Origin of the sequence: Collinsella aerofaciens, assembly GCF_015670745.1 — a bacterium.
Lineage (GTDB): Bacteria > Actinomycetota > Coriobacteriia > Coriobacteriales > Coriobacteriaceae > Collinsella > Collinsella aerofaciens_T.
This window is the reverse complement of the sequence record NZ_JADPCH010000009.1, coordinates 62,566-87,345: the sequence shown is the minus strand read 5'-3', so window position 1 is coordinate 87,345 and position 24,780 is coordinate 62,566. Positions and strand designations below refer to the sequence as shown.

Here is a 24,780-nt window from a genome sequence, read left to right as displayed (position 1 = left end):
TCCGCATCTGATGGTGTCGACGTCAATGGTATACGGGTGCACCATCGACGTCTTCAATTCAGAAGATATCAGTGCGGAATGTTCCGGAGAGAAACCCCGTCACGCCCCCGGATCCCCTGCGTTTACGGCCTTGAGGTCGGCGTGGGCGGAGATCGTGGCTGATGGGGATACGTGTCCCGGTCGCTGTTTCGCGGCTTTGCCGCGAAAGGCGCGTTACTTTGGCGTGGACGGAGAACGTGGTTATCGCGTTAACTTGTCCCGCTCGCATTTCTGGAGCGTTCCCCCCGCCATAAATTAGCCTCAGCATACTTGCACGAATACCCTCTCGTGCTACACTTGCAGTTGCTGTTTCAGGGCGGGGTGGAATTCCCCACTGGCGGTAAATTGGGCGGTGCCAAAGGGGTGCCGTGGCGCAGGCGAGGACCTGCGTCGAGCCGATGAGTCCGCGACCCGTGCGTGTGTTGGTTCGCATGCCGGCTGAACTGGTGAGATTCCAGTACCAACGGTTAGAGTCCGGATGAAAGAGGCAGGTGATCTTATGTCTGAACAGTCGCAGCATATCCATTTTGAGAACACGAATAGGTGGAGCACCAAACAGCTCGTTACCATGGCGCTGATGTGCGCCTTGGGTGCCCTGTTTATGTACGTGCAGTTGCCCATCCTTCCTTCGGCGCCGTTTTTGACCTATGATCCGTCGCTGGTACCGGCGATGGTGTGCGGGTTTGCGTACGGCCCTGGTGCCGGCACTGCCGTCGCCGCCATGGCGATTGTCATCCATGCGCTCACTACGGGTGACTGGGTCGGCGCGCTTATGAACCTGGTTGCCACGCTGGGCTACATTCTGCCCGCGGCTATCGTCTATCAGAAGATGCATACCTATAAGGGTGCCGTGATTGGCCTGGTGCTCGGCGTTATTGCCGCTACGGCATTGTCTATGGTCGCAAACCTTACCATTGGCGTATGGTTCTGGTATGGCTCGGTCGATGTGATCGCCCCGCTCATGATTCCTGCCGTGCTGCCGTTTAACCTCATCAAGACCGTGCTCAACTCGGTGTTGACGCTGGCGGTGTACAAGGCGGTCTCTAATCTCATCACGCCTAAAAAGGACCAGGTCAAAGGTCGCGCATGATTGAGTGTCGGGGCGTTTCCTTTAGCTATGACGGTGCCGTGTCGGCACTCGACGGTATCGATCTGAACATCGAGGACGGGGAGTTTTTCTGCATTCTCGGTGGCAATGGGTCGGGCAAGTCGACGTTTGCCAAGCATCTGAATGCACTGTTGCAGCCCGATGCGGGCACGGTACGCATCAACGGCATGGATGCGTCCGACCCCGAGCTGGTCTACGACATTCGTTCGACCGCGGGCATGGTGTTCCAGAATCCCGATGATCAGCTGGTGGCAACGCTTGTCGAAGATGACGTTGCGTTTGGTCCCGAAAACCTTGGCGTGCCATCGGCGCAAATTGCGCAGCGCGTACGCGAGGCACTGAAGGGCGTGGGCCTGGTGGGCTTTGAGCGCCACGAGACCCATGCGCTTTCGGGTGGCCAAAAGCAACGCGTGGCGCTTGCCGGCGTGCTCGCCATGGAGCCGCGCGTGCTCATATTGGATGAGGCTTCCTCGATGCTTGATCCGCGTGGGCGCAAGGGCCTCATGAAGGCTTGCCGCGCGTTGCACGATCGCGGCATGACCATCGTGATGATTACGCACTTTATGGAGGAGGCCGCCGAGGCCGATCGTGTCGCGGTGTTTCGGGCGGGGCGCGTTGCCATGCTCGGTACGCCCGAGGAAATCTTGACGCGAGCGGACGAACTTGCGCAGCTCAACCTGGACATGCCGGAGTCGTGCTGCCTAGGTAGGGCACTTCGTGAGAAGGGCGTTTCCGTTTGCGCGCAGGTGCGCGAGGCAGATATGGTTGCCGAGATTGCACAGGCTTATGCCGAGCGGAGCGGGACGGACATCGCAGGGCAGCCTTCCGCATCCGATTCTCATGTGCTTGACAATGGATCCTCTGCGGCCGACGGGATAGCCGCGTCGGAGCCCGTTATCGAGATTTCGCACCTCTCGCATAGTTACTCGCTGAGCGCCCGCGAGCGCCGTCGATGGCGCAAGCGCTCGACCACTGCGGACGCATCGAGCAAACAGGCTCTTTGGGGCAACGATCCAAACAGCCCCTGGGCGCTACGTGATGTTTCGCTGACGGTGCGCCGCGGCGAGTTTCTGGGATTGGCGGGTCATACCGGCTCGGGTAAATCGACGCTGGTTCAGCATCTCAACGGGTTGATTCGTCCGCAGGAGGGAAGCGTTTGCGCGCTGGGGCTCGACCTATCAAGCAAGAAAGACGCCGCCGCGGTTAAGGCCAAGGTCGGCGTGGTGTTTCAGTATCCCGAGCGCCAGCTATTTGCCGAGACCGTGGCGCGGGACGTGGCGTTTGGCCCGCGCAACCTTGGCCTGCCAGAAGACGAGGTTGCACGCCGTGTCGCATCATCGCTTGCGCGCGTGGGCCTCGACCTTGCTGCGATGGGCGACAAGAGCCCCTTTGAGCTTTCGGGCGGCCAGCAGCGCCGCGTGGCGTTTGCCGGCGTGCTCGCCATGGAGCCCGAGGTGCTGGTGCTCGACGAGCCCATGGCGGGGCTCGATCCGGCTGCGCGCGGGGATTTCCTGGGGCTCATCGATCGGCTCCATCGCGAGGGCCTGACTGTTGTCATGGTTTCGCATAGCATGGATGACCTGGCAAATTGCTGTGACCGTATCGTTGTGATGAACGAGGGCGCCGTGTTTGCCGAGGGAACGCCCGCGCAGGTTTTTGCGCACGCGGACGAGCTCAAGTCGATCGGCCTGGGCGTTCCCGCCGCCCAGCGCATGGCGCTGGCGCTCGCGAAAGCCGGTGTGCCGCTCCGCTGCGACAATCTTTATACGGTTGAGGCGCTAGCCGACGAGTTGGCCGGCTTGCTGCTGGGCTGCGCGGACGTGCCTTTGAGGGTTCCGTGTCAGGCTGGTTCCAAGGCGCCCACGCGAGAGGAGGGCTGCTAATGGAGGCGTTCTCATTTGGCAGCTACTATCCCGGGGATAGCGCGGTGCATCGCCTGGATCCGCGCACTAAGTTGCTTCTAGGTTTCGCATTTCTGATCACCGTGCTCACCGTCGGAAGCTTTTGCGGGCTGGTTCCGGTCGCAATATTTGTCGTGCTGGTCTATGTCATGGCCCGGGTGCCGTTGCGCCGGGTCCTATCATCGATGGCACCATTGCTGGCGATTGTCGTGGTGGTCGCGGTGCTCAACCTGTTTTCCGACCAGAGTGGCCGCATCCTGTGGCGGCTTGGCTTTTTGCAGGTGAGCGAGGGCTCGCTGCGTTCTGCGACGTTTATGACATGCCGTCTGACCCTGATGATGGCCGGCATGAGCGCCATTACACTCACCACGCCCACGCTCGATCTCACTGCGGGCTTTGAGCGTTTGCTCGCACCGCTTGCGCGTCTGGGGCTTCCGGCACACGAGCTCGGTATGATCATGGGCATCGCGCTGCGCTTTATGCCGCAATTTGCCACCGAGATGAAGCAGACGGCCGATGCACAGGCAAGTCGCGGCGCGCGCGTGACGGGCGGTCCGCTCGGCGGTGTGCGCATGCTCGGCAGTGTGGCGATTCCGCTGTTCACCGGCGTGTTCCGTCATGCCGAGACGCTTTCGGCCGCCATGGATGCGCGCTGTTATCACGGCGAGCAGGGACGCACGCGTCTGCATGCGCTTGCGTTTGGCCGCGGGGATGCACTGGCAGCGCTGGCGATGGCGCTGCTGGTGACATGCGTTGTCGTTATCAATCTTCAACTCGTCTAAGCTCGATTCGAGCGCAAGAAAGAGGTCTCTATGACCGACATCGATCGCACGGCTCAGCTCGAGCGCGCCTGCTCGTATCTCAGGCGCATTCCGGCGTGGTATCTTGCCACGACCGATGCGAGCGACGGGCATCAGCCCCGCGTGAGGCCGTTTTCCTTTGCCATGGTCGATGATGGCAAGCTGTGGTTTTGCACGTCGCGCGACAAGGACGTGTGGGCGGAGTTGAGCGCGAATCCCAAGTTTGAGGTATCGGGCTGGAAGCCGGGGGAGTGCTGGATCGTGTTAACTGGCGAGGCCGCGCTCGAGGACGATGCATTCGTGAGCGACAAGGTGCGCCAAGCGGGCTTTAAGCACATGGTGGGCATTGGCGAGCAACACGATAGCGCCAACGATGGCCGCCTTGCATTCTTCTCGGTCCGCAACATCGCCGCACGGTTCTGCGATATCGACGGCAGCGAAGAGCGCCTCGAGCTCTAATTTCCCAAATTGGCTACCCATTCCAAAAAGACTGGTCAGGCGTCAGGAGGACACATGGACGGATTGAATACGGTGTTGGAGTATCTGACGTCGGTGCCGGCGTGGTATCTGGCGACGAGCGTGGGCGGGCAGCCGCATGTGCGTCCGTTCTCGTTTGTGCAGATTCAGGACGGCAAGCTGTGGTTTGTGACAGCGCGCACCAAAGATGTGTGGCAGGAGCTGCTGCAAAACCAGCGCTTTGAGGCCACGAGTTGGTGGCCGGGCCATGGTTGGTTGATCCTGCGCGGGCGTGCAGGGCTGGAAGACCGGGCTTCGAGCGAAATGCGCGAGGCCGGATGGAAACATCTTGAGCGCTTGAGCGAGCACTATGAGGGGCCTAACGACCCCGCGCTCGTCTTCTTTAGCGTTGAGGATCCCGAGGCTTTTATCTGCAATCACGACGAATGGGTGCCGGTCGAGCTCTAGCCAGCTGGCTCATCCTAACAACTTAGTTTTCGCATGGGCGGGTCCCGTGTTGCCCGGCGCCGTAAGGAGTGCCGGTCAATACGGGGCCCGCTCTATTTGTCAATTCCTTCAAGTGAATGTGTCGGGAATGTTTCAATGCATGAACATGCAAGCTATTTACGTATAAATGCATCTTTTGGTGCTAAAGTTTCAACCCACTTCATAACGACCGCTGCGAAATGCGCATCGGTGCATAAATCGCAGACAAGGAGTCTGATATGTCTTTGAAGGTTGGAATCGTCGGCGCGGCTGGATATGCCGGAGCCGAGCTCATTCGCCTCGTACTCGGCCATCCCGAGTTTGAACTTGTTGCCATTACGTCCAACGCCGATGCCGGCCAGCCGCTGTCCGCGGTGTATCCGAGCTTTGCTGGCGTGAGCGATCTGGTTTTCACCACGCATGACGCCCCCGAGCTCAAGAGCTGCGATGCGGTTTTTCTTGCCGTGCCGCACACGGCTGCCATGGCACAGGTGCCCGCGCTGCTTGCATCGGGCGTCTCCTGCTTTGATCTTTCGGCCGACTACCGCCTGAACGACGCGTCCGTCTTTGAGACGTGGTATGCCGCCGAGCATACGAGCCCCGAGCTGCTCAAGACCCGTGCCTTTGGCCTGCCCGAGCTATTCTGCCGGGACTTGGAGACCGCCGCATCCGACCATGCCGACGGCAAACCCGTGCTGGTCGCCTGCGCCGGTTGCTATCCCACCGCAACGAGCCTTGCTGCCGCTCCTGCCGTGCGTGCGGGCTGGGTGGCAGAGAACGGCCCCGTAATCGTCGATGCCATTAGTGGCGTGACGGGCGCCGGTAAGTCCTGCAACGCTCGCACCCATTTTTGTAGCGCGGACGAGAACCTGGAGGCCTATGGCGTAGGCAAACATCGCCATACGCCCGAGATTGAGCAGATCCTGGACCTGACCGATCGCGTCGTCTTTACTCCGCACTTGGCACCGCTCAAGCGCGGCCTGCTTTCCACGGTGACGATGCCGCTCGCGCCGCAGGCTCTCGACGCGTTGGCCCTTGAGGACGTCGTCGACCATTACAAGAAGTTCTACGCCGGTCGCACCTTTGTGCGCGTGCTCGATGCCGGCCAGCAGCCCAAGACGGCTTCGGTCGTCGGCACCAATGCTGCCCAGATCGGTCTTGCGCTCAACAAGCGCGCGGGCGTGCTGGTGGCGACGGGTGCTATCGACAATCTGTGCAAGGGTGCTGCGGGACAGGCGGTCCAGTGCGCCAACATCGTTTTTGGCTTTGACGAGCGACGAGGCTTGCCCACAGTGGCGTGCCCGGTGTAGCACATTCGATTGTTAGCGATTTGGTGGTCGGGTATCGAGTTGGGCGCCACTTTTAAGCTGCTCTAGTAGTTTCGACCGGTATGGCGTGCCAGCCGATGCCCGCTTTTTTGTCTGATATAAGGAGTCGTAGGGGACGATGAATACCGACCTGATTGATATCAAGATTCGCGCCGTCGAGGGTGGCGTTACGGCTGCGGCTGGTTTTAAGGCTGCAGGCATCCACGCTGGGTTCCGCAAGAACCCCGAGCGTCTGGATTACGCGCTCGTCGTGCCCGATAAACCCTGTCCCGGCGCCGGCGTGTTTACCACCAATCGCTTTTGCGCGGCGCCCGTGCAGGTGAGCCGTGCCAACCTGGGCGGTGCCGACAAGGGCTACGGTATCATCGCCGGCGTTTCGGTCAACTCTGGCAATGCCAACGCCGCCACGGGTGAGACCGGCCTTGCATGCGCGCGCGAGACATGCAGCATCGCATCGCAGGTCATCGGCTGCGAGCCCCAGCAGATTCTGGTTGCCTCCACGGGTGTGATTGGTCAGATTCTTCCGATCGACACGTTCGAGACTGCCGTTCCCGCCGCCTACGAGGCGCTCTCCGCCCACGGTGGCGCCGATGCCGCCCGCGCCATCATGACCACCGATACTCATTCCAAGGAGTATGCCGTTCGCTACCGCAGCGAAGCCGCGGGGCACGCGGGCAATGTCTATACGGTAGGCGGAATGTGCAAGGGCTCGGGCATGATCATGCCCAACATGGCCACCATGATCGCAGTTATCACCACCGATGCCCCCGTCGAGCCTGCGGCACTTCATGCCCTGCTGCTCTCGACCGTCAAGCAGACCTTTAACAAGGTAACGGTCGATTCCGACACCTCGACCAACGACACCTGCATCATGCTTGCCTCCGGCGCCGCTGCCGCAGATGCCGAGCCTATCGTCGAGGGCTCCGATGCCTTCGACGAGTTGGCATTTGCCGTGCACGAGGTGTGCGAGAGCCTGGCGCGCAATATCGCCGCCGATGGCGAGGGCGCATCCAAGCTCGTTACGGTCAACGTTACCGGCGCCGTGAACGACGAGGAGGCCGATATCGCCGCCCGTGCCGTTGCCAACTCGCCGCTCGTTAAGACCTGCATCGCCGGCCACGACTGCAACTGGGGCCGTGTTGCTATGGCGCTTGGCAAGTGCGGCGTGAAGTTTAATCAGGAAGACGTTTCCATCGACATGATGGGCATGCCTGTCTGTCGCGACGGTCTGACTGTTCCCTTTGACGAGGACGAGGCTCTGCGACGTTTCGAGGCGCCCGAGATCGTGATCTCGGCCGACCTGGGCGCAGGCGACGCGGCAACGACCGTGTGGACCTGCGACCTCACGCATGAATACATCTCCATCAACGGCGACTACCGTTCCTAGACTCCGGGCGCACCGCGCGTTCCACTGTGTTTGCGGACAGCGGAGCACGGCGCGATAACGATACGAAAGACGAGGCAGATTATGAAATTCGCACGCGATTGTCGTTCGAGCGAATCCAACGAAGCAACCGCGCAGCTGCTGTTTGAAGCGCTGCCGTGGATTAAGAACCTGACCGGCAAGACGGTTGTTATCAAATATGGCGGAGCCGCCATGGTTGATGAGCAGCTGCGCCGCGACGTGATGAGCGACATCGTTTTGCTCAAGATCATCGGTATGCGCCCCGTCATCGTGCACGGCGGCGGCAAGGCTATCAACGAGGCGCTGAGCCATTACGATATTCCCGTCGAGTTTAAGAACGGCCAGCGCGTGACCACGCCGGCGACTATGGATATCGTGCGCGAGGTGCTGGGCGGCAAGGTCAACCAGGAGCTGGTTGCCGCCATCAACCACCACGGCAACCTGGCCGTGGGCGTGTCGGGCAGCGATGCCGGCACGCTCATCGCCGAGCCGCTCGACCCCGAGCTCGGTCGCGTGGGCAAAGTGACGCACGTCAACACCGACTATATCGAGCGCTTACTCGATAGCGAGTACATCCCCGTCATCGCTACCGTCGCGGCGGGGGAGGACGGCGGTTTCTTCAACATCAACGCCGACACCGCCGCCGGTGCCGTTGCCGCGGCGCTCCACGCGCATAAGGCGATCTTTTTGACCGATGTCGATGGCCTGTACAAGGACTTTAGCGACAAGGACTCGCTTATCTCCAACCTAACGCTCGACGAGGTTAACGAAATGCTCTACGGCGGCGAGGTCGATAAGGGCATGATTCCCAAGCTGCGCGCGGCCGTCGATGCGCTTACCGGCGGCGTATTTCGTGCCCACATCATTAACGGTACTACGCCGCATTCGCTGCTCCTGGAGCTGCTGACCGATGCCGGCGTCGGCACCGTGATCCATTCCACCGAGACGGCTTACGAATTCGATACGCATCCGCATCCGCTTTCGACGTTTGCTGCGCGTCTGACCGAAAACCTTGACGAGGTCGAGAAGCTTCAGACGGTCTAGCTGACCCGCAGCCGCCCCATTCCTGCACCCATAGGTCTGCGCCGTCCGGCGCTCAACGAAAGGCATCCCATGTCACTTGCAGCTCAGCAATCGCTTGAATCCCATTACGTTATGCATACCTTTGGCCGCTCTCCGGTCGAGTTTGTCGAGGGTCACGGCATGAAGCTCACCGGCGACGATGGCCGTGAGTACCTCGACTTTCTTGCCGGCATCGGCGTGTGCAGCCTAGGTCATGGCAACCTGGCTGTGCTCTCGGCGCTCGAGGCACAGACCAAAAAGCTCATGCATGTTTCCAATTACTTCTACATCGAGCAGCGTGGACAGGTCGCGGCGCTGCTGTCCAAGCTTGCTAACGACGACGTAGATGGTGCGCGCGTGCTTGCCGATGCCATTGCCGCCGGCGATGAGACCACGGCATCTGCTCTTGGTGCCCCGGCTGCGGATGAGCAGGTTTGGGAGACCTTCTTTGCCAACTCTGGCGCCGAGGCCAACGAGGGCTCGATGAAGCTCGCGCGCCTGTACGCCAAGCGTGCCGGTAATGGCGGCAACACCATCGTGTGCATGCGCGGCGGCTTCCACGGCCGTACGCTCGAGACCATTGCCGCCACCATGCAGGATTGGCTGCAGGACAGCTTCCGTCCGCTGCCGGGTGGCTTTGTGGCCTGCACGCCCAACGATGTGGACGAGCTGCGTGCGATCTTTAAGCAGCTGGGGAGCGAGATTTGTGCCGTGATGCTCGAGCCGATCCAGGGTGAGAGTGGTGTGCACCCCATGACCGAGGAGTTTATGGCGGCAGCGCGCGACCTGGCACACGAAGTGGGAGCCGTGCTTATCGCCGACGAGGTCCAGTGCGGCATCTTCCGCTCCGGCAAGCCGTTTGCATTCCAAACCTATGGTGTGGAGCCCGACATCATGAGCCTTGCCAAGGGCATTGCCGATGGCGTGCCCATGGGTGCCGTCGTGGCAAAGAAGGAGATTGCCGACGTGTTTAAGCCAGGCGACCACGGCTCGACCTTTGGCGGTAGCTGCTTGGCCGTCGCGGCGTGCGCCGCGACGCTCTCCGCGCTTGTGCGCGGCGATTATGCCGACCATGCTGCCAAGGTGGGTGCCTATATGGAGGCAAAGCTCGCCAAGCTGCCGCACGTGACCGAGGTACGTGGTCGCGGCTTGATGCTCGGCTGTGATTTGGATGATGCCGCGGGCGACGCGCATGATGTTGTTGCCCGCGCGCTGGCCGCCGGTGCCGTAATCAACGCTACGGGTGCCCATACGCTGCGTTTCCTGCCGCCACTCGTCTGCGAGGAAGCCGACGTGGACAACCTGATCGAGATTTTGTCGGACGTTTTGGCCTAACACGGCGCAATAACTCAATTTGGACCGGGTCCCGGACTGCGGACGTGCCATATGCGGCACGATTCAGCGGTCTGGACCCCGTTTTGTCTTAGATTTGCTAAGGCGGGGGAGACCTGCTGGTCAAAAAACATCAAATATGAGTACTGTTACCGATTTGGTAGCAGCAATTTTGGACTAATAAGGCTAGATAGCAAGACGAAATGGCGATGAATACACGATTTTAATCCAACTGTTAGTCCTTATAATGGACACATGTTGCGTAACTTAAGCAAATGCTATCTTTTTATATGTTGCAAGCAAAGTAACAGTACTCATTTTTGCCATTTTTTGACCACGGACCTTGAAATAAGGGGTCCTTAGAGCTCGAATCCCATGCACTGGGCCCAAACAAAAACGGTCCCCCTTCGAGGACCGTTTCCAATTCAGTGGTGGGCGATGAGGGATGTCCGCGTGCGGCTGGCGCCGCCCGCGCCCCGCTTCGTCGCTCCGCTCCTCGCGTGCTGCGCTGGAAAACGCTTCGCGTTTCCTCAGCTCCGCACCCTGGCGGGTTCGAATCCCATGCGCCGGGCCCAAACAAAAACGGTCCCCTTTCGAGGACCGTTTCCAATTCAATGGTGGGCGATGAGGGATTCGAACCCCCAGCCTTGTGCGTGTAAAGCACCTGCGCTAACCGTTGCGCCAATCGCCCGTGCGGAGAGAGTATAGCAAAACAATCGCCTCATTCACCTCATATCCATTAAAGGTAACTGGCACGTGTCGCAGCGGAGCTGATTCAGTTGAGATTGCCTGAACATTCCGCCCCTCTTTACGCCCTCGGGTATACTCAAAAGCTACTGATTCGATTTGATGCCCAGCAACAGCAGAGGGGATAGTATATGTGCGGTTTTGTCGGTTTTGTCGGTGGGACGGATAACCAATCCGAGGTGCTCACCAAGATGATGGACCGCATCGTCCATCGCGGTCCCGACATGGGCGGTCAGTTTATCGACGGCCGCGTTGCCCTCGGCTTCCGCCGCCTGTCGATCCTCGACCTGACCGAGGCTGGCGCCCAACCCATGGCTAACGAGGACGGTAGCGTCGTTATCGTCTTTAACGGCGAGATCTACAACTTCCAAGAACTCCGTTCCGAGCTCGAAGCCAAGGGCTACAAGTTCCATTGCGGCGCCGACACCGAGAGCCTCCTGCACGGCTACGAGGAGTGGGGCGAGGCCGTCCTCGATCGCCTGCGCGGTATGTACGCCTTCGTCATCTGGGACAAAAAGAAGAACAAGCTTTTTGGCGCCCGCGACATCTTTGGCATCAAGCCGCTCTACTACTATCCCATGGCCGATGCGGGCGACGGCGCTCCGGGCGTGCTCTTTGGTTCCGAGATCAAGAGCTTCCTGGACTACCCGCACTTCCACAAGGCGGTCAACAAAAAGGCTCTGCGTCCGTACATGACGCTGCAGTATTCGGCAACCGAGGAGACCTTCTTCGAGGGTGTCTACAAGCTGCCGCCGGCGCACTACTTTACCGTCGATATCCCGACCGGCAAGATGAACATCGAGCGCTACTGGGATTGCGATTACTCTGCCGTCGAGAAGCCGTTCGAAGAGTATGTCGATGAGCTGGACGAAGTCGTGCACGAGAGCGTCGAGGCCCATCGCATCGCCGACGTCAAGGTCGCGTCGTTCCTCTCCGGTGGCGTCGACTCCAGCTACATCGCCGCTTGCCTCATGCCCGACAAGACCTTCTCGGTGGGCTTTGACTACAAGAACTTCAACGAGACCAACTACGCCAAGGAGCTTTCCGATAAGCTCGGCGTCGAAAACGTTCGCAAGATGATTACCGCCGACGAGTTCTTCGGTGCGCTCGAGGACATCCAGTATCATATGGACGAGCCGCAGTCCAACCTGTCTTCCGTGCCGCTGTGGTTCTTGGCCGAGATGGCCCGCAAGGACGTCACCGTCGTGCTTTCGGGCGAAGGCGCCGACGAGCTTTTTGGCGGCTACGCCTACTACGAGGACACGGTCCCGGTGCGCAAGTACAAAAAGATGGTGCCGCTGCCCATCCGTCGCGCGCTCGGTAACCTGGCGCTGCATATGCCGTACTTCAAGGGACATAACTTCCTAGTCAAGGGTGCCGAGATCCCCGAGAAGTCGTTCCTGGGACAGGCTCTGGTATGGCCGGAGCGCGAGGTCGACGGCGTGCTCAAGCCCGAGTACAACACCGGCGATGGCGCCTTCGAGCTTGCCGCTCCCATCTATGCGCGCGTGAAGGGTCAGCCCGAGCTGGTCAAGAAGCAGTACTTGGACATGAACATGTGGCTCCCGGGCGACATTCTGCTCAAGGCCGACAAGATGTGCATGGCGCACTCGCTGGAGCTGCGCGTGCCCTTCCTGGACCGCAAAGTCATGGAGTTCGCTGAGCACATTCCCGACCGCTACCGCATCAACGAGAACGGCAACAAACAGGTACTCCGCCACGCTGCCAACAAGTCGCTGCCCGATGAGTGGGCCACCCGTCCCAAGGTGGGCTTCCCGGTGCCGATTGTCTACTGGCTACGCGAGCAAAAGTGGTACGACTATGTCAAGGAGTACTTCACCGCGCCGTGGGCAAGCGAGTTCTTCGATACCGACGAGCTCATGCACCTGCTCGATCTGCACTTTGCAGGCAAGGGCGATTTCCAGCGCAAGATCTATACGCCGCTCGTGTTCTTGGTGTGGTACAAGCGCTTCTTTATCGACGAGGACCAGCCCGCTGTTCAGGCTGCCTAGCCTCGGCTTACGAACGCCTGCGCGTAACGGCTCCTCCGGGAGCCGTTTTTGCGTGGGTGCGTTTCAGTTACTATAAAAACCGTCCCTGCCAAATGGCTGAGAAAGGTGAAAGATGCACCATTCGGATTCCGCGACCGTGACCACGGTCGATACGCTTGCCAAACTGCTCGATGTGTGCGGCGAGCTGCGCGCATCAGAGCAGGTTGACGAGCGTGCCGTGACCGGCTGCTCGTTTGATTCGCGCGCGGTCTCGGCAGGTGACGTATTCTTCTGCAAAGGTGCTGCCTTTAAGCCCGCGTTTTTGAGCATGGCGCTCGATGCGGGCGCCGTCGCATTTGTGTGTGAGGAGTCGCTGGTCGAGTCTCTGGAGCCGCTGGCGAAGGAGAGCGGTGCTGCGATGCTGGTTGTTGATAGCGTTCGCACGGCCATGGCCCTGTTGCCGCCGGAGGTCTACGACCGTCCCGACCACGACGTCAAGATCGTGGGCATCACCGGCACCAAGGGAAAGACCACGGCCGCTTTTATGCTCCAGTCGATTATCAAAGCGGCGGGCGAGTCCTGCGGCATGATCGGCTCGGTGAGTACCGACGATGGCATCGAGTGCTACGAGAGCACCAATACTACGCCCGAGGCCCCCGAGATCTGGCGCCATATCGCCAACTGCCGCACGTCCGGTCGCCAGTCCATGGTCATGGAGGTCTCGAGCCAGGCGCTCAAGTACCAACGCGTCGAGAATCTGCCGTTTGACGTGGCGTGCTTCCTCAACATCGGCCGCGACCACATCTCGCCGATCGAACACCCCACGTTTGAGGATTATTTTGAGAGCAAACTTAGGATTTTTGACCAGGCAAAGACCGCCGTGGTGAATTTGGGCACCGAAGAGGTCGATCGTGTGCTGGAGACAGCGTCGACGGCCGAGCGCTTGGTGACCGTTGGCGTCGAGCATCCCGAGGCAAGCCTGTGGGCGAGCGACGTACGCATGGTCGGCTTTAGCATCGAGTTCAACTTGCATGGCCTGTGTGCCGACGAGTCCGAGGCGGGGGAGAAGGTCCTGCTGGGTATCGCGGGAGACTTTAACGTGGAAAACGCGCTGGTCGCTATCGCCGCTGCGCGCGAGATCGGCATCGGTATCGATGCCATCAAGAAGGGCCTCTCCAAACTGCGTGTGCCGGGCCGTATGGAGGTCGTGGAGTCGAAGGACGGTCGCGTGATCTGCGTCGTCGACTACGCGCACAACCAGCTTTCGTTCCGTTCGCTTTTCTCGTCGGTCAAGCGCGCGTTTCCCGCCAGCCCGGTCGTTGCGGTGTTTGGTGCCGCTGGCGGCAAGGCGCAGGAGCGCCGTGAGCAATTGCCGCGCGAGGCCGCACCGTATTCCGACCTGATGATCTTTGCCAACGAGGATCCAGCTCACGAGGACCCGATGAAGGTCTGTCGCGAGCTTGCCGAACATGTTCCCGACGATACGCCGAACAAGATCATCCTCGATCGCGAAGCCGCTGTGCATGCGGCGTTCAAGGCGGCGCGCGAGGAGTACGTCAACCCCGATGCTCCCACCATTGTCTTGCTGCTGGCAAAGGGTGACGAGGAGCTCATGCACGTGGGCGACGAGTTCGTGCCCATCGAGAGCGACCTTTCGCTGGCCAATCGCCTGATCGATGTTACCCAGTTTGACTAATGAACCATGATGGCGGCGGCGCCCTGAGTGCGCTGTCGCCATAAGCGTGTTCCCTCAATCAAAACATGCCGTCCAAGTCCAAACCCTTCTACGTAAACGGAGTAACCATGTCCCACAACACCCTGCCGACCGTTGCCGAGCTTTCGGGCGAGATGCGCGAGCGCTTGGCCAAGGTCAAGTACGTCTTTACCGACCTGGATGCCACGATGCTCGCGCCCGGCTCGTGCGTGCTGCGCGACAACGACGGCAACCCCTCGACCAAACTCGTCGAGGCTGTCGTGGCGCTCGCTCGCGCTGGTATTCAGGTGGTTCCCACCTCGGGCCGCAACCGTACCATGATCCACGAGGACGCGCGCGTGCTCGGTCTCAACTCCTACATCGGCGAGATGGGCGGCCTGGTCATGTACGACCTCAAAGCCAACGATTGGGAGTATCTGACCGGCGACATGCCCTACGACTCCTCTTGCGGCCTCACGCCGCACCAGGTGATCGAGCAGACCGGCGTGTGCGAGAAGATCCTCGCCCGCTGGCCGCACAAGATCGAGTATCACAACGACATGTCGACCGGCTACAAATACCGTGAGGTCACCGTCGGCATGCGCGGCGATGTGCCCGACGATGAGGTTCAGGCCATCCTGGACGAGGCCGGCTGCGGTCTGATCTGGGCTTGCAACGGCCATCTGACTCACCTGTCCAAGCCGACGACGCTCGAGCTCGATCGCGTCGAGGACGGTCGCGCATTCAACATCAATCCGGCGGGTCTCAACAAGGGCGTCGCCATTGCGCGCTTCTGCGAGCACCTGGGGATCGAGCGCGAGGAGACGTTGGCGCTCGGCGACTCCGAGTCCGACTTCTACATGGCCGATCACGTGGGCACGTTCTGCCTGGTCGAGAATGGCCTGACGAGCGCCGGCGCGCCCGAGTTCCTGGCTGCTTGCGAGAACGCTTTCGTTACGCGCGGCAAAATTGTCGACGGTTGGGCGGCGACGGCAGAGCTGCTGGTCGCGGCGCGTTCGTAGCGCGGCACCGCCGCACTTGGACATGTCTTTTCGAGAGAGACTGGTGAGGTAATGTCCGATATCGAGAATCCGGCAGGCGACACGCGCCCGATTGGCGTGTTCGATTCTGGTTTGGGCGGTCTGACGGTTGCGCGCGCGATTGCGACGGCGCTGCCGCACGAGTCCGTCTACTACTTTGGCGACACCAAGCGCTGTCCCTACGGCACGCGCACCGAGGATGAGGTGCGCTCGTTTGCGTTGCAGGCGGGTCGTTGGCTTTCGAAGCACGACGTCAAGATTATGGTCATCGCCTGCAACACGGCGACCGCTGCGGCCTTGCGTCTGGCCCAGCAGGTGCTCGACGTTCCCGTGATCGGCGTGATTGCGCCGGGTGCCCGTGCGGCAATCAACAGCACGCGTACGCGTCGCGTGGGCGTGCTCGCCACCAACCTCACCATTCGCTCGGGCGCCTACACGCGCGCCATTCAAGATCTAGATGCCGGCGTCGATGTATACGGCTGTCCTGCCTCGAGCTTTGTCGAGGTTGTCGAACACGAGCTCGCCTCGGGTGCGCATCTGCAAGAGCAGTGGCTCGAGAACGAGGACATCTTCGATACGCCTGCCGTGCGTGCGCTGGTGGGTGCCACGGTTGAGCCGCTGCGCGACCACGGTATCGATACCGTGGTACTCGGCTGTACGCATTTTCCGCTGTTGGTGGGACCTATCCGGCATGCGCTGGGGCCTGGGGTGCGCGTCGTGAGTTCCGCCGAGGAGACCACGCGCGAGCTGACCGATATCCTCACGCGCCGCGAGCAGCTGGCGGGCGACGCCGCCGAGCCGCAGCATCGTTTTGCCACGACGGCCGATAACATTGCCGAGTTTGCGGTGGCGGGCAGCTTTATCTTTGGTCAGCCGCTCAAGAGCATCGAACATATCGATATCGATGAGCTGAAATAGATGTAAGGCAGCCGCCAAAGCCTTCGCCACATCTTTTGCCGAAAGGATATTTCTATGGAGTACATGCAGGTCAACCGTGCCAACGGCCGCGCCGCCAACGAGTTGCGCCCCGTTAAGCTCACCCGTGGCGTCATGAAGCACGCCCACGGCTCGTGTTTGGCCGAGTTCGGTGACACGCGCGTGCTGTGCGCCGCCACTATCGAGGAGGGCGTGCCGGGCTGGCGAAAGGGAGCTAAGGCCGGCTGGGTGACCGCGGAATACGCCATGCTGCCGGCGTCGACCGGCAAGCGCTGCAAGCGTGAGCACGCCAACCGCAAGGGTCGCTCCATGGAGATCGAGCGCCTCATTGGCCGCAGCCTGCGTACCGTCGTCAACATGAAGGCGCTCGGCGAGTACACCGTCACCGTCGACTGCGATGTGATTCAGGCCGATGGCGGCACGCGTACAGCGAGCATCACCGGCGCCTGGGTGGCGCTGCACGACGCCCTCGCCATGTGGGTCGAGGCGGGCAAGATCGAGCGCATCCCGCTTACCGGCCAGGTGGCTGCCATCTCCATGGGCGTTGTCGACGGCAATACGCTGCTTGACCTCGATTATTCCGAGGACAGCCATGCCGAGGTCGATATGAACCTCGTCGCCACCGACACCGGTGAGATGATCGAGCTCCAGGGTACCGGCGAGCAGGCGCCCTTCGACCGCAAGCGCCTCAACGCCCTGCTCGACCTGGGCGACAAGGGTATCGCCGAGCTCATCGAGCTTCAGCGCCAAGCCATCGCCTAACCTGCCAAAAGGGACAGGTTTATTTTGGTAGGTTTTATCTGCTGAAATGCTGCGTTGAAAGGTCCGATCGCCTGAGAGGGGAGGGGTCAAGTGCCCAAACGCCCCTCACGCGGCTTGCTATAGAGACAAGGAGGCCAGTCATGGCACTTGAGAAGATTGACATCGACACCCTCGACCCGGCGGCGACCATCGTCGTGGCAACGGGCAACGCCCATAAGCTCACCGAGATCGAGGCCATTTTGGGCAAGGTCATGCCCGAGGTGCGCTTTGTGGCGCTCGGCCAGCTGGGTGATTTTGAGGATCCCGAGGAAAACGGCACGACGTTTTTGGAGAACGCCATCATCAAGGCCCAAGCCGCGGTTGAGGAGACGGGCCTTATGGCCATTGCCGACGATTCGGGCTTGGTCGTCGACGCGCTGGACGGTGAGCCCGGTGTGTATAGCGCGCGCTATGCGGGCGTGCACGGAGACGATGCCGCCAACAACGCCAAGCTGCTCGTAAATCTGGAGGGCGTGGCCGACGAGGACCGCACTGCGCGCTTTATGAGCGTCGTCGCGCTCATCGACACGGACGGTTTGGTCACCTATGGTGAGGGCGCCTGCGAGGGCGTTATCGCACACGAGGGCCGCGGCGATCACGGCTTTGGCTACGACCCGCTGTTCCTGCCGGTCGACACGCCGGGCAAGACCATGGCCGAGCTGACGGCTGACGAGAAGAACGCCATCAGCCATCGTTTCCACGCGCTCGAGCATCTGTCCGCCAAGCTGACGGGCGAGGAGTAGGCCATGCGTGCGGTGGTGCAGCGCGTGCTCAACGCCGGCGTGACGGTCGATGGCGAATGCGTGGGTCGCATTGGGCGCGGCTACCTGGTGCTGCTGGGCGTGGGTCACGGCGACACACGTGCCGAGGCCGACAAGCTGTGGGGCAAGCTCCGCGGGCTGCGTATCAACGAGGACGAGAACGGCAAGACCAACTTGGCGCTTGCCGATGTCGACGGCGAGGTGCTCGTGGTGTCGCAGTTCACGCTGTTCGCCGACTGCCGCCACGGTCGCCGCCCATCGTTTACGGATGCCGGCGCCCCCGATGTCGCCAACGAGCTCTACGAGTACTTCCTGACGCTTGTTCGCGAGGACGTCGAGCACGTAGCACATGGCATCTTCGGCGCCGATATGAAAGTCGACTTGGTCAACGACGGTCCATTTACCATCGTCCTGGATACCGATAGTCTGTAAGTAGTCAATTTGGGACGGGGCTTATTTAGCTACTTGCGTATGGCCATAACAGGGTGCTATAGTATTAGAGTTTTGTCTATCTTAGGGGTATTATCCCCTTTTTGAATTGCACCTTCTGGAGGCCCTGTTCATGGAAGAGATGGAAGTCAATCACGTCGACGACATCCACGAGAAGCTGACCGATATGGTGGGCGATCGCGTCAAGGTTAAGGCCAACATGGGCCGTACCCGCGTCGTCGAGCGCATGGGCACCATCAAGAGCGTCCACCCGGCCGTCTTCATTGTTGAGGTTGACGAGCGTCGTGGCCGCAAGTCGCGTCAGTCCTACCAGTATATCGATGTGCTCACCGGTCAGGTCGAGCTGTTCGACCCCGAGAGCGGCGAGCACATCTTTACCCCGCTCGGCAATCAACTCGAGGAGCATTAACGGTGACCGATCGGTCCCTGACTCTTTCCGCGCCGGCAAAGATTAACCTCTACCTGGGGGTTCATACCGAGCGCGATGACCGCGGCTACCACAGGGTCGATTCCCTGATGGCAGCCGTCGGTCTTTCCGATACCGTGACGGTCACGCCGGCGCAGGCGCTGACCGTCCAGACGGTTCCGGCATCAGATTTTCCCATGCAAAAGAATACGGCGTATCGGGCTGCGGTTGCTATGGTCGATCATTATGGTCGCGAGGCAAACATCTGCGTGACGATTGAGAAGCGCATTCCATTGTGCGCCGGCTTGGGCGGTCCCTCGACGGATGCGGCCGCGGTCATTGTCGCCTTGGCGGAGCTCTGGGGCATTGATCGCACCGACCCAGCGCTCGACGATATTGCGCGGGGCATTGGTGCTGACGTCCCGTTCTTTTTGCACGCGAGTCCTGCGTTCTACGTAGGTGGGGGAGACGTGCTGGCAACTGAGTACCCCGCGCTGCCCGCGACGCCCGTCGTGCTGGTCAAGCCGCGCGAGGCAAGTGTTTCGACAATTGAAGCCTATCGACGTTTTGACGAGGCCTGGGTGCCTGCGGACAAGCCCGGCGCGATAGCTTCTGCCTTGCGTGCTGGTGATGCCGAGACGGCATATGCACTCATCCATAACAACCTTGGTGTCATTTCCGCACAGATGGAGTCGCAGATTCAAACGGTCCTCGACTGGCTGCGTAAACAGGACGGAACCGTTGCTGTAGATGTGTGCGGATCGGGTGCCTGCTCGTTTGCCATTTGCGACACCGCTGCCACGGCCGAAAGGCTTGCCGATGCTGCCCAGCAAAATGGCTGGTGGGCCTGCGCGACTGAGCTTATTCCCAACACGGTTCAAATCGACGCTTCAAAGAAATAAAAATTTCTCTAGCACGCGGCGAAAATCTTTGTTACTATAGTCGAGCTAACGGGTTGTGGCTCAGTTTGGTAGAGCACTGCGTTCGGGACGCAGGGGTCGCTGGTTCAAATCCAGTCAACCCGACCAGAGCATGAGGAGGGACCGCTTCTTGCGGTCCCTTTTTTTAGCTAGTGTTGTGATACCGCGATACCCGCGGTATACTCATTCGAGCTTGTCTCGCTGTATTGTGGAGGTCTACATGTTTGGACTGAGGGCTCCTGAGCTCATCATTATTCTCGTCGTTGTCCTGATTATCTTCGGGCCCAAGAACCTGCCGAAGCTCGGCAAGTCCCTTGGCTCTACCGTCAAGAATATCCGTGAGGGTATGGAGGGCGACGATAAGGCCGAGACCAAGCAGGCCGAGGAGGTCGTGGTCGAGCAGTCCGAGGAGGACAAAGAGATCGCTGAGCTCGAGGCCAAGCTCGCTGCTGCCAAGAAGAAGCAGGCAGAGGACAGCGACGCGGACGCAGAGTAGTCCCATCCCTTTGGGGTGAGCACCTGACCGGCTTGCCCGCAGGCTAGCCGGTCTTTTTCGTTTTGTTGACAGTTGATCGTTTGATCAGAGTTGGGGAGATATCCGTATGGACGCAAGCCAGATCGTACTGACCGCTGAGGGCCGCCAGAAGCTCGTCGAGGAGCTTGCTTGGCGTGAGGGCGATTACGCCAAGGAGATCGTCGAGGACATCAAGGAAGCCCGCGCGTTCGGCGACCTTTCGGAGAACTCCGAGTACGACGCCGCTAAGGACAAGCAGGCCCAGAACGCCGCTCGTATCGCCGAGATCCAGGCCATCCTCGCCAACGCTCAGGTTGCTGCCACCACGGGCGACCTGACCGTCTCCATCGGTTCCACCGTTTCGCTGATTGATCCCAACGGCGAGGTCATGGAAGTCACGCTCGTTGGTACCACCGAGACCAACTCGCTCGAGCACAAGATTTCCAACGAGTCTCCGGTCGGCCATGCCATCATCGGTCACGGCGAGGGCGACTCCGTCGAGGTCGTTACGCCTTCCGGCAAGACTCGCGTCTACACCATCGCCAAGATCGCACGCTAGACCACGGTCCCGCGTAAAGGTATGTTTTCGCTCCCTGGGACCGAATCCTGGGGAGCGTTTTAGTTTGAGGAGCTAACTTATGGCAGAGAACCAGAACGCCGCAGATCAGGCATCGACGCTCAACGACGAGCGCGCCACCCGCCTGGCCAAGCGCGCCGCCCTGTTCGAGGCGGGCCAGAACCCCTATCCCGAGCACTCTGAGCTTGAGGACTACGTCGCCGATATCGAGGCTAAGTACGCCGAGCTTGCCGATGGCGAGGACACCGAGGACGTCGTGAAGATCGCCGGCCGCGTGGTCGCCAAGCGCGGTCAGGGCAAGATCATGTTCATCGTCGTGCGCGATGCGACTGCCGAGATTCAGCTGTTCTGCCGCATCAACGACATGGACGAGGCTGCCTGGAGTACGCTCAAGGCCCTCGACCTGGGCGACATCCTGGGCGTGACCGGCGTGGTCGTGCGCACCCAGCGTGGCCAGCTTTCCGTTGCCCCTAAGAGCGCGACCCTGCTTGCCAAGGCCGTTCGTCCGCTGCCCGAGAAGTTCCACGGTCTTTCCGACAAGGAGACCCGCTATCGCCAGCGCTATGTCGACCTGATCGCCAACGACGACGTTCGCGAGACCTTCCGTAAGCGTTCGCAGATTCTCTCCACCTTCCGTCGCTTTATGGAGTCCGACGGCTACATGGAGGTCGAGACCCCCATCCTGCAGACCATCCAAGGCGGCGCTACTGCCAAGCCGTTCATTACCCACTTCAACGCGCTCGATCAGGAGTGCTACCTGCGTATTGCCACCGAGCTGCACCTCAAGCGCTGCATCGTCGGTGGTTTTGAGCGCGTGTTCGAGATCGGCCGCATCTTCCGTAACGAGGGCATGGACCTTACCCACAACCCCGAGTTCACCACGATGGAGGCCTACCGTGCCTTCTCCGACCTCGAGGGCATGAAGGCACTCGCCCAAGGTGTCATCAAGGCTGCCAACAAGGCCATCGGCAACCCCGAGGTCATCGAGTACCAGGGCCAGACCATCGACCTTTCTGGTGAGTGGGCCAGCCGTCCCATGACCGACATCGTCTCCGACGTGCTCGGCAAGCAGGTCACCATCGACACGCCGGTCGAGGAGCTTGCTGCCGCCGCGCGCGAGAAGGGCCTGGAGATCAAGCCCGAGTGGACTGCTGGCAAGATCATCGCCGAGATTTACGATGAGCTGGGCGAGGACACCATCGTCAACCCGACGTTCGTGTGCGATTACCCCATCGAGGTCAGCCCGCTTGCCAAGCGTTTTGAGGACGACCCGCGCCTGACGCACCGCTTTGAGCTGGTCATCGCCGGTCACGAGTACGCCAACGCGTTCTCCGAGCTCAACGACCCGGTCGACCAGGCCGAGCGCTTTGCCGCTCAGATGGCCGAGAAGGCTGGCGGCGACGACGAGGCCATGGAGTACGACGAGGACTACGTGCGCGCCCTCGAGTACGGTATGCCTCCTGCGGGCGGCATCGGCATCGGCATTGACCGCGTGGTCATGCTGCTCACCAACCAGGCTTCCATCCGCGACGTGCTGCTGTTCCCGCACATGAAGCCCGAGAAGGGTTTCCAGTCCGGTGCCGCTGCCGCCAAGGCTGCCGAGGCCGGCAACGCCGCGAGCCCGTTCGTTAAGTCGCTTAAGCCCACGCTCGATTACTCCAAGATCGCCGTTGAGCCGCTGTTTGAGGAGTTCGTCGACTTTGATACCTTCTCCAAGAGCGATTTCCGCGCTGTGAAGGTCAAGGCATGCGAGGCCGTCAAGAAGTCCAAGAAGCTGCTGAACTTTACGCTCGACGACGGTACCGGTACCGACCGCACCATCCTCTCCGGCATTCACGGTTATTATGAGCCCGAGGACCTGGTCGGTAAGACCCTGCTCGCCATCACCAATCTGCCTCCGCGCAAGATGATGGGCATTCCCAGCTGCGGCATGCTCATCAGTGCCATCCACGAGGAGGAGGGCGAGGAGCGCCTCAATCTGATCCAGCTCGACGCTTCCATCCCCGCCGGCGCAAAGATGTACTAGGGGGTTACGCGGGTTTACCAACCCGCGTAACGGCTCGACGCTGCGCGCCGCCCAGAGCGACAATTTGTCATTCAAAAGGCAAGGCATGACCAGAAGGTCTATGCCCTGCCTTTTTCATGCCAACTTGTTCGCTCTGGACGTCGCTCGCTGTCCGTCCTCTATCTGCGGCGTTGACTTGGTTGACACTTAGAACATCGATGTAGTCATTGGGGACGTTCTTAAACGACTACCCACGGCTATTGCGCACATGGTTCGCATGACAGCCGCCTCTTTTATGTTTCCTTTAGCCGTCGCTGTCTAGGATGGGGGTTAGTCGATAGGAAGGGAGCACCGGGATGGACGATGCGAGCGAGCGCGCAATCGAAGAGGACATGCTCGATCAGTTCAATTACTTTGATGATGAGGATGAGGAGCTAATCGATCGTCGCGAGCCGGCATCGCTTGACTCATTTGATCTGGTCGATGAAGAGCCCGACGAGGACGAGGGCGAATTAACGGAGCCCCCACAGCCTTCGCGCCTTGACTCGCTGCTTTCGAGAGCCCCCATGCACCACGGCGTTCGTGCCGGCGCGCTCCATATGAAAACTGACTGGCACCAGATCGTGACGGCAGGCGATGAGCTTGCCGTCGATGCGCCGCTCACCGATAAGTCATCCATCATCTGCCGCACCGGCATGCTTATGCTGGCAAGCGGAACAGGTGCCTGGCGCGTGCGCGATACCATGAATCGTGTTGCTGCCGTACTCGGCGTCACGATTCACGTCGACCTGAGCCTTCTGTCGTTTGAGTGTACTTGCATCGAAGATGGCCACTGCTTTAACGAGGTTGTCAGCCTGCCCACAACGGGAGTCAATACCCATCGCATTTGGATGATGGAGAGTTTCCTCAAGGAAATCGAGACCTATGGTCGTCGCTTCACGGTACACGAGTACCACGAGATGCTCAGGACCGTTGAGAGCTCAAAACCCGATTACTCTCCCTGGCAACAGGGCCTTGCGGCAGCCTGTGCTTGCGGCGCCTTCGTCTTTTTGCTCGGCGGCGGCCCTATCGAGATGGCCTGCGCATTCGTAGGCGCTGGTGTCGGTAACTTTGCTCGCTCCCATATTCTCAAGCAGGGTCTTGGCCAGTTTAGCGCGCTGACGACGGGCGTTGCGCTCGCTTGCGTTTCGTATCTGCTGGCATTGCTCGGCCTTGGCCAGGTCGTACCGGGGGCAATGTCGCACCAAGAAGGCTATATCGGCGCCATGCTCTTCGTGATTCCCGGCTTTCCCCTCATTACGGCAGGCCTCGACATCGCTAAGCTCGATATGCGAAGCGGCATTGAGCGTCTTTCGTATGCCGTGTCGATTATTGTGATGGCGACCCTTGTGGGCTGGATGGTTGCCGAGTGTGTGGGGCTGGCACCGGATGATTTTGCCCCGCTCGGCCTTTCGCCGCTTGCCCTTACGCTCCTGCGCGTGGTGATGAGCTTCGTTGGCGTATTCGGCTTCTCGGTGATGTTCAACAGCCCGGTAAAGATGGCCGCGGCAGCTGGGTTGATCGGCGCCGTTTCCAATACCCTGCGCCTTACGCTCGTCGATGCGCCGACGATGATTCCCTTCCTGGGCCTCAGCACGGGAATGCCTCCCGAGGCAGCAGCGTTTATCGGCGCGCTGGTATCGGGTCTGCTGGCAAGCTTGGCCGAAGTCAAGCTCACCTACCCGCGTATCGCTCTCACGGTGCCTTCGATTGTCATTATGGTGCCCGGTCTGTATCTCTATCGCTCTATGTATTACATGTGCACCTTCGACACGGTCAACATGCTCGGCTGGTTTGTGCGCGCAGTGCTCATCGTGGCGTTTCTGCCCGTTGGCTTGGGCGTGGCGAGAACCCTCACCGACCCTCGCTGGCGCCATACCAGCTAATTGGTGCAAGGGGGACAGGTTACTTTGCACCAAATGAGTTGCGGTGAAATAGGGACTGAATTGTTGCTTAAAGGGTCAAAACAGTCCGTATTCCACC

22 protein-coding genes, 2 tRNA genes and 1 riboswitch are annotated in these 24,780 nt (G+C 60.4%); of the genes, 23 read left to right on the top strand and 1 reads right to left on the bottom strand.

Annotation, left to right across the window (positions count from 1 at the left end; genetic code table 11):
- Positions 1-342: 342 nt before the first annotated feature.
- A riboswitch (FMN riboswitch) is annotated at positions 343-533 on the top strand.
- A 5-nt stretch (positions 534-538) separates the two neighbouring features.
- The 9 genes from I4W07_RS04835 to I4W07_RS04795 all read left to right on the top strand — a co-directional run bounded on the left by I4W07_RS04835 (position 539) and on the right by I4W07_RS04795 (position 9,920).
- Positions 539-1,129 carry an ECF transporter S component gene (locus tag I4W07_RS04835; RefSeq protein ID WP_055252299.1) on the top strand — a complete coding sequence of 197 codons (591 nt, stop codon included), beginning with the start codon at positions 539-541 and terminating at the stop codon, positions 1,127-1,129.
- Positions 1,126-3,030 (top strand): energy-coupling factor transporter ATPase, encoded by a 1,905-nt coding sequence (locus tag I4W07_RS04830; RefSeq protein ID WP_196025793.1) that lies wholly within the window; start codon positions 1,126-1,128, stop codon positions 3,028-3,030. The genes I4W07_RS04835 and I4W07_RS04830 overlap by 4 nt, the downstream gene beginning before the upstream one ends.
- On the top strand, positions 3,030-3,830 hold the full coding sequence (locus tag I4W07_RS04825) for an energy-coupling factor transporter transmembrane component T family protein (protein ID WP_195239397.1): 801 nt from the start codon (positions 3,030-3,032) through the stop codon (positions 3,828-3,830). Before I4W07_RS04830 ends, I4W07_RS04825 begins: the two co-directional genes overlap by 1 nt.
- Before the next feature lie 30 nt (positions 3,831-3,860).
- Positions 3,861-4,307, top strand: coding sequence for a pyridoxamine 5'-phosphate oxidase family protein (locus I4W07_RS04820; RefSeq protein WP_195239396.1), 447 nt, complete (start codon positions 3,861-3,863; stop codon positions 4,305-4,307).
- A 54-nt stretch (positions 4,308-4,361) separates the two neighbouring features.
- Positions 4,362-4,772, top strand: coding sequence for a pyridoxamine 5'-phosphate oxidase family protein (locus I4W07_RS04815; protein WP_196025792.1), 411 nt, complete (start codon positions 4,362-4,364; stop codon positions 4,770-4,772).
- 257 nt (positions 4,773-5,029) lie between these two features.
- Complete coding sequence (gene argC, locus I4W07_RS04810; RefSeq protein WP_196025791.1) at positions 5,030-6,100, top strand: N-acetyl-gamma-glutamyl-phosphate reductase; 1,071 nt, start codon at positions 5,030-5,032, stop codon at positions 6,098-6,100.
- 136 nt (positions 6,101-6,236) lie between these two features.
- On the top strand, positions 6,237-7,505 hold the full coding sequence (gene argJ / locus I4W07_RS04805) for a bifunctional glutamate N-acetyltransferase/amino-acid acetyltransferase ArgJ (protein WP_196025790.1): 1,269 nt from the start codon (positions 6,237-6,239) through the stop codon (positions 7,503-7,505).
- 81 nt (positions 7,506-7,586) lie between these two features.
- Complete coding sequence (gene argB / locus I4W07_RS04800) at positions 7,587-8,567, top strand: acetylglutamate kinase (protein WP_055252306.1); 981 nt, start codon at positions 7,587-7,589, stop codon at positions 8,565-8,567.
- Between the two features lie 69 nt (positions 8,568-8,636).
- Entirely contained in the window at positions 8,637-9,920 is a 1,284-nt protein-coding gene (locus I4W07_RS04795; RefSeq protein WP_196025789.1) for an aspartate aminotransferase family protein, read from the top strand.
- A 612-nt stretch (positions 9,921-10,532) separates the two neighbouring features.
- Here I4W07_RS04795 and I4W07_RS04790 read toward each other — a convergent pair.
- A tRNA-Val gene (locus tag I4W07_RS04790) sits at positions 10,533-10,608 on the bottom strand.
- Positions 10,609-10,795: 187 nt separating this feature from the next.
- On the opposite strand from I4W07_RS04790, the gene asnB reads away from it, so the two are divergent.
- The 14 genes from asnB (at position 10,796) to I4W07_RS04720 (ending at position 24,683) form a co-directional block, all read left to right on the top strand.
- Complete coding sequence (gene asnB, locus I4W07_RS04785) at positions 10,796-12,676, top strand: asparagine synthase (glutamine-hydrolyzing) (RefSeq protein ID WP_117563808.1); 1,881 nt, start codon at positions 10,796-10,798, stop codon at positions 12,674-12,676.
- 112 nt (positions 12,677-12,788) lie between these two features.
- Entirely contained in the window at positions 12,789-14,351 is a 1,563-nt protein-coding gene (locus tag I4W07_RS04780) for a Mur ligase family protein (RefSeq protein WP_196025788.1), read from the top strand.
- Between the two features lie 107 nt (positions 14,352-14,458).
- Complete coding sequence (locus I4W07_RS04775; protein WP_055309432.1) at positions 14,459-15,370, top strand: HAD family hydrolase; 912 nt, start codon at positions 14,459-14,461, stop codon at positions 15,368-15,370.
- Between the two features lie 51 nt (positions 15,371-15,421).
- Positions 15,422-16,306: a glutamate racemase gene (gene murI, locus I4W07_RS04770; protein ID WP_035137557.1), complete on the top strand. Its 885-nt coding sequence runs from the start codon at positions 15,422-15,424 to the stop codon at positions 16,304-16,306.
- A 54-nt stretch (positions 16,307-16,360) separates the two neighbouring features.
- The gene (gene rph / locus I4W07_RS04765; protein WP_118260142.1) at positions 16,361-17,086 is read left to right on the top strand and encodes a ribonuclease PH; all 726 of its coding nucleotides are present in this window, start codon (positions 16,361-16,363) and stop codon (positions 17,084-17,086) included.
- 140 nt (positions 17,087-17,226) lie between these two features.
- Positions 17,227-17,868 carry an RdgB/HAM1 family non-canonical purine NTP pyrophosphatase gene (rdgB, locus tag I4W07_RS04760; RefSeq protein WP_022094898.1) on the top strand — a complete coding sequence of 214 codons (642 nt, stop codon included), beginning with the start codon at positions 17,227-17,229 and terminating at the stop codon, positions 17,866-17,868.
- Between the two features lie 3 nt (positions 17,869-17,871).
- The gene (gene dtd, locus I4W07_RS04755; protein ID WP_117848025.1) at positions 17,872-18,318 is read left to right on the top strand and encodes a D-aminoacyl-tRNA deacylase; all 447 of its coding nucleotides are present in this window, start codon (positions 17,872-17,874) and stop codon (positions 18,316-18,318) included.
- A 130-nt stretch (positions 18,319-18,448) separates the two neighbouring features.
- Positions 18,449-18,745, top strand: a complete 297-nt coding sequence (locus tag I4W07_RS04750; RefSeq protein WP_006234957.1) for a Veg family protein — start codon at positions 18,449-18,451, stop codon at positions 18,743-18,745.
- Between the two features lie 2 nt (positions 18,746-18,747).
- Positions 18,748-19,644, top strand: coding sequence for a 4-(cytidine 5'-diphospho)-2-C-methyl-D-erythritol kinase (gene ispE, locus I4W07_RS04745; protein ID WP_271739756.1), 897 nt, complete (start codon positions 18,748-18,750; stop codon positions 19,642-19,644).
- A 49-nt stretch (positions 19,645-19,693) separates the two neighbouring features.
- Positions 19,694-19,770 (top strand) — tRNA-Pro (locus I4W07_RS04740).
- Positions 19,771-19,882: 112 nt separating this feature from the next.
- The gene (gene tatA, locus I4W07_RS04735) at positions 19,883-20,158 is read left to right on the top strand and encodes a twin-arginine translocase TatA/TatE family subunit (RefSeq protein ID WP_022094895.1); all 276 of its coding nucleotides are present in this window, start codon (positions 19,883-19,885) and stop codon (positions 20,156-20,158) included.
- Between the two features lie 106 nt (positions 20,159-20,264).
- Positions 20,265-20,735 (top strand): transcription elongation factor GreA, encoded by a 471-nt coding sequence (greA, locus tag I4W07_RS04730; RefSeq protein ID WP_006234960.1) that lies wholly within the window; start codon positions 20,265-20,267, stop codon positions 20,733-20,735.
- Between the two features lie 79 nt (positions 20,736-20,814).
- Positions 20,815-22,779 (top strand): lysine--tRNA ligase, encoded by a 1,965-nt coding sequence (gene lysS / locus I4W07_RS04725; RefSeq protein WP_196025787.1) that lies wholly within the window; start codon positions 20,815-20,817, stop codon positions 22,777-22,779.
- A 335-nt stretch (positions 22,780-23,114) separates the two neighbouring features.
- The gene (locus tag I4W07_RS04720; protein WP_230308486.1) at positions 23,115-24,683 is read left to right on the top strand and encodes a threonine/serine exporter family protein; all 1,569 of its coding nucleotides are present in this window, start codon (positions 23,115-23,117) and stop codon (positions 24,681-24,683) included.
- Positions 24,684-24,780 lie beyond the last annotated feature (97 nt).